The sequence below is a fragment of the Nostoc sp. 'Peltigera membranacea cyanobiont' 213 genome, from assembly GCF_002245975.1.
Taxonomy (GTDB): domain Bacteria; phylum Cyanobacteriota; class Cyanobacteriia; order Cyanobacteriales; family Nostocaceae; genus Nostoc.
Genome location: NZ_NOLI01000094.1, coordinates 25,459 through 31,458, shown reverse-complemented (window position 1 = coordinate 31,458; position 6,000 = coordinate 25,459). Strand labels below are relative to the sequence as shown.

The following is a 6,000-nucleotide window of genomic DNA, read 5'->3' as shown; positions in this document are numbered from 1 at the left end:
CTTAACCAACAGCTGGAAGCCCCAGTCCTCAACCCCCAGTCCCTAGTCCCTATACGTCGTGGGTAGCTTTACCACTAAACTTGAGTTGTGATGGATTGGGATTTTGCCCAATGCTGCGTGGGACATAACGCACTTTTTCACGACCTGCATTCACTTTTTCGGGGAACTCACCATCAGCTGGGTGAAGTAAGGTAGTTTCTCCGTTGGGTAAAATCCGGTAAATTTTGTAGTCTGTGATTTTGAATTTCCGGCGGAGTTGCTGACCGCCCAAAAAGATGCCATATTCTTTACGAGCTATATACAGCAGGTTTTCACCTTTCCGCATAGTAGCAGCACCACCTGTAGGTAATTCAAATACCTGCTCTTTCGGGCTAGTCCAAGTGATAGCGTACTTTTCTTCCACTTCTGCTTTCTTTAGCAAGCCACCAGTGCTGCCAGGAAATAGTGGGGTTTGTCCAGAGAGTGTTTCTGCCATAAAAGATGATTCTCTCAACGTTTTTAGGGAATCCTAACACTGCAACCAGGGTCGTGTTGCGATCGCGTTATAGACTGTAACAGTTTTTAGTGTTTTAGTCATTTGTCCTTTGTCATTTTTTAAAAGCCAATGCCCAATGCCCCATGCTCAATCGACAAAGGACTAATACCTATTTACTCTTGACTTTTGCCCGCTTTTCCTCATGGCTATTCTGAACAATCGGGATGGTGAAGTGAAACTGGCTACCCCGATCTTTGCCAGTTGACTCTGCCCAAATTTTTCCACCCCAGCCATTAACAATTTGACGACAAATAGCTAAACCAAGTCCAGTTCCGCCAGTGGTGCGGCGTAGCGCTCCCTCTTCCTGATAGAAGCGGTCAAAAACGACTTCTAAACGATTCGGCTCAATACCGCGTCCAGTGTCAGCCACAGTCACCTCGACCATTTGATGGCTGTTGCAAATCGCTTTAATGGTGATTTCTCCTTCAGAGGGCGTAAATTTACAAGCATTGTCCATGAGTTTTGCTAGTACCTCTACTAGCCAATCACCATCAGCCCTCACCAAAGGTAGGTTTTCGGAAATTTGAGTCTTGATTTTTGGTGGTTTTTCCGTTGAGGAACGGGGGCGATTGCGACTGAGCGCTAAATCCACACACTCTTGTAAAGTGAGAGATTCTGGATGCCATTGCACTCTACCGCTTTCTAAGTTGGAAAGTGTGAGGAAATCTTGTACCAATTTTCGCATCCGTTCTGAGTCAGAAAGCGCAGTGTTGAGCATAATCTGCTGCAACTCCAAGGGCATATCCGGCTCACTAGCGAGGCTTTCTAAGCACACTTGAATGGTGGATAGGGGGGTACGCAGTTCGTGTCCAGTGATGGCTATTAGGTTACTGCGGGTGCGGTCTAGGGCTTCTAGCTGTTGGTTAAGTTCTTCTAGGTTAGCGTAGGCTTCCGCTTGGATCAGGGCTGCTCCTACTTGGGTGGCGATCGCTTCTACCAAATCTAATTCCCCAGGTTGGCACTCGTGCGGTGGCATTCGGCAGTAGTGCAATTCCACAATGCCCAATAATCGCCCCTGATAAAATACCGGTTCCATCAGCCAAGAACGAATGGCAAACTTTTTGGCAATCAAGGAAAGTCCTGGGGAATTGTTCACACGAGGGTCATTTAGTGTATCGCTAATACAAACACCCTCGCCTTGTTGCACGATGTCCTGAAAGAGGGAATTTTTCTCTAATTCCCAAGTTTGCCCACGAACCGATAAAATACCAGGATTCAAAAACTCGTGTTCAATGATCGCTTGGCTATCTGTGGCTTGAGCGCGGTAAATTAGACAGCGACAAGCTTCTAGGTGTTGTCCTAATTCTTGTGCCGCCACTTGGAGAACTTCATGAGGATCGAGCGATCGCCGAATCGCAGTACTAATTGAGTTGACTAATCTTTCTTTTCGTGCTTGGGCAGCAATGGAACGGTAGGCTTTGTGCAATTTGTACTGACTAGCTTGCAAATAAGTTACTAAGCGCTGCACAAAGGGATCTGTATCGATGTCACAAGCATATTCGTTAAACTGTTCTGCTCCAGAGTTGCTTCGCGGCTGTCCGATGCCAAACCTCTGACGGGCCTCCTCAATTTTATTTGCCAGTTCGGGTCTGTAAACCAAAATCCTGTCTAACAGCAATTCGGCTGCTTTCAGGCTAACTCCCCTTTCCGATGTCCAAACTCCCTCAAATCTTCGGGCTGTATCTATATCCAGATTAGGGCTTAGTTCTGGTAGTTGCTTGTTTTTAGCAATAGAACCAAGGCTTTCTCGACAAACGAGACAAGTTGCATAATTGTCAGCAATCACTACCAAATGCCACTCATGACTTAAACCGTCCTTTGGTTCAAAAGCGATCTTTTCGTAGTGTTCCGAACTGTTGGTAAAATCCGTTTCTGGAGCAGATAATACGTATATTTGGTTACTTCGCAAGGCAAGTCGCTGATAGCGATGAGCTTCTTGGCGGTAGAATCGCTCTCGCTGAAAACTAGCAATTACAAGGGGTTGGGCTAAAGTCGCAGCCAAAACTTGATCTTCCATCGCGTGGGAGAGCGCCGTTAGTGAAGCCTTAAAATATAGCTGGGGCCGCAAGTATGGTAGGGACTTTAGCAGATCGCTCAGCACAGAAGTCGAAATGCTCATGAATTATTGTTAAACGCTCAACCTCGATCAGATCCACGTCACAGCTGCATTGTACAAATTCCAAGGGACTCTCAAGTTAAATAGAGAGTTGCAATATGTAAAGAACGCTAAAATGCGCTTTTCGCCCAAGCAGGCGCAACATTTTGTTACCAAATTGATTTGTTGATTGACAACCTACTACGCTCAATATACATTCTTGACTAACTTGGAAATATGCTTGCACAGGTAAAATCTGGCAAATTTAAGTACCAAGACAACTGATTACTATATCTTTTTGACTTTATTTTCACAAACGACCACCGATAATTGAGACTTCATGCGTCGGCGTAGACATCGCCCACTTGAGATTCACACCAACTAAATAAATTTTCTTACCCAAAAACCATTACTGCCGTATAATTCAATCCATAATTATTGATTAAAGTAAATTAATCAATTAGCGATCGCAAGTTTGTCTAATTAAACACCACAGATATTCAAGACAAAATCATATAATAGTTTAGGGAAGAAATACTCTCTTTACCCAATAAGAAGCGGAAATTTCGTATTTTCGCTGAGTATATTATATATATCGTATCTTGAGAAAATTCAACGACCAGAGAATTATCTAAAAATCCCAGCTTCCTGTATTGAGTTTAGACTTAGTACAATATAAATTTATAAATATTTACTTATATGGATTTGAGTGCTGCTATTTTTTCAGCAGGACATAAGAATTATTTTGGCTAGAATAGCTCAAACAAGTTTTTAGAGAGCGGATTTTTTCTCCAAATACCACAAAAATCTACAACCTGTACGCGGAACTTTGGCTAATGACACCGGATACGCTAATGACCCCGGAAAAAATTTTCCTGGATGGAAAAACTTTTATTCCTGCCGAACAATTACCTATCCCGGAGTGGCCTTGTGTTGTGAGTGAAAGATCGCAACCGACACTGACGGTTAAAGATGATGATTTATTTTTTGTGACAGATACTATCGGGAATATTTCTGGCTGTTCCCTCAATGATGGCAATCCCACCAGTATGGGACTGTTTTGTTGTGATACAAGATTTCTGAATCGCTTGGAGTTGCAAATTGAAGGGCGATCGCCTGTACTTCTCAGTAGTACTGCTGAAAAAGGGTTTTCCCTCTCAGCTTTGTGTACTAACCCCAAAATCGACGAACGCCTCAGAGCCGAAACTATCGGAATTCGGCGAGAAATAGTCCTCAATGGCGCACTATTTGAAGAAATAGAGATATCTAACTACAGCACAACAACTGTCAATTTTGAACTAAGCCTTAGCTTCGATGCAGATTTTGTTGATTTGTTTGAAGTCAGGGGTTATGACAGAGAAAAACGAGGTAGGCTTTTACGGCTAGTAGAACCGACGACGGAAGAAGGAATCATTGATGCCGTTTCATCAGTACCCAAAGACCCATCAACTTTTAGGGAAGAATCCTTAACACTTGCCTATCAAGGTTTGGATGGATCTGTGATGGAATCTCGGATTTTATTCCAGCATCGGCAACCAGACTATTTCAAGGGTTACACTGCGGTTTGGCAGCTAGAGTTGGCTTCTCACGAAACCCAAAAACTGGGTTATCGGGTGAATATGTTGAAAAATAACCAATCTAGTTCAACCGTAAGCGCCGCCACTACATTAGGACAGGCGAAAGCTGCTGAGTTGATGGAGGAGCAAAACTGGGTACAGCAAATTACCCGCATTAGCTCAGATAAAAGCACCTTCAATCGAGTGATTGAGCGGGCCGAGCAAGATATGTATTTGTTGCGCCAGTCTTTTGGTAAGCATAAGACTGTTTCGGCGGGAGTGCCGTGGTTTTCTACGCTATTTGGGCGGGATTCGCTGATTACAGCTTCCCAAACCTTGATGTTAAACTCGCAAATCGCCAAAGAGACTCTGATATTACTGGCGACATACCAAGGTAAATTCGACGACGAATGGCGCGAAGAAGAACCGGGTAAGATTTTGCACGAGTTACGTTTGGGAGAAATGGCTCGTTGTCAAGAAATTCCCCATACACCATACTACGGTACTGTTGATGCAACTCCTCTGTGGCTAATGTTGTATGCCGAACATTATGCTTGGACTCACGATCAAGAACTCTTAGAGCTACTTTGGCCCAATGCTCTAGCAGCAATGGAGTGGATCGATCGCAATACTAAACAAAACAGTTACCTCAGCTACTTCCGTATATCTAAACGCGGTCTGGCTAACCAAGGTTGGAAAGACTCTGGCGACTGCATTGTAAACCACAAGGGAGAATTAGCTAACGGCCCAATTGCCCTTTGTGAGGTGCAAGCTTACGTCTATGCTGCAAAAATGCGCCTAGCAGAAATAGCGAGGATGAAAAAGCGCCTTGATTTAGCAGATCGTTGGCAAGAAGAGGCTAGAAGTCTGAAGGTTCGTTTTAATCGAGATTTTTGGGTGGAAGACCAAGATTTCTGCGCCTTGGCTTTGGATGGAGATGGCAAACCAGTAGACAGTATTACCTCAAATCCCGGTCATTGTCTGCATTTGGGTCTTTTCACCCACGAAAGAGCCTATAGTGTAGCAGAGCGGTTGCGAGCGCCAGATATGTTTAATGGTTGGGGCATTCGTACCCTGAGTAGTTTGTCACCCGCTTACAATCCAATGGGTTATCACACTGGTTCGGTTTGGCCCCATGATAACGCTCTGATTGCAATGGGATTGCGATCGCTGGGTCTGATCGATCAAGCCTTAGAACTTTTCCAAGGTTTATTCGATATGACTAGTCGGCAGCCTTACCAACGTCCTCCAGAACTATTCTGCGGTTACGAACGGAACGGCGATAATGCCCCTGTGCAGTATCCAGTTGCCTGCACTCCCCAAGCTTGGGCTACTGGTAGTGTCTTTCAACTGCTGCAAATGATGGTCAACTTAGTACCTGATGCTCAAAATAACTGCTTGCGAATAATCGACCCCGCTTTACCAGAATCGATTAATCGCCTGTCATTTCATAATTTGCGAGTCGGCCCCACCATCCTCGATTTAGAATTCGAGCGTTCTGGGACTACGACTGCTTGTCGTGTTGCGAAAAAACGGGGCAATTTGCGGGTAGTTATCGAAGCATAGAAAAAGTAGGGAGTGGTGAACGTTCTACTCCCTATTTTATGATTGGTGCGATCGATCTAAGAGGATGTTCGAAAAGTCCTCTTGTCGGTATCAAAAGTTTTAGATCCCCCTAAATCCCCCTTAAAAAGGGGGACTTTGACTCCGGTTCCCCCCTTTTTAAGGGGGGGTTAGGGGGGATCTAAAAGTGCCTAAAATCACAGTGAAATACTTTTCAAACACCCTCTAAGCATGACCTGAAATTCAGCACA

Annotated in this window: 3 protein-coding genes; 1 reads left to right on the top strand and 2 read right to left on the bottom strand. The window is 44.4% G+C overall.

The window, feature by feature from the left end; all coding sequences use genetic code 11:
- Positions 1-49 precede the first annotated feature (49 nt).
- Together psaD and CDG77_RS22730 are read right to left on the bottom strand one after the other, a co-directional pair.
- Positions 50-475, bottom strand: coding sequence for a photosystem I reaction center subunit II (psaD, locus tag CDG77_RS22735; protein WP_094331637.1), 426 nt, complete (start codon positions 473-475; stop codon positions 50-52).
- A 169-nt stretch (positions 476-644) separates the two neighbouring features.
- Positions 645-2,654, bottom strand: a complete 2,010-nt coding sequence (locus CDG77_RS22730; RefSeq protein ID WP_094331636.1) for a DICT sensory domain-containing protein — start codon at positions 2,652-2,654, stop codon at positions 645-647.
- A gap of 812 nt (positions 2,655-3,466) precedes the next feature.
- Here CDG77_RS22730 and CDG77_RS22725 point away from each other — a divergent pair.
- Positions 3,467-5,752, top strand: coding sequence for an amylo-alpha-1,6-glucosidase (locus CDG77_RS22725; protein ID WP_094331635.1), 2,286 nt, complete (start codon positions 3,467-3,469; stop codon positions 5,750-5,752).
- The last annotated feature ends 248 nt before the right edge of the window (positions 5,753-6,000 follow it).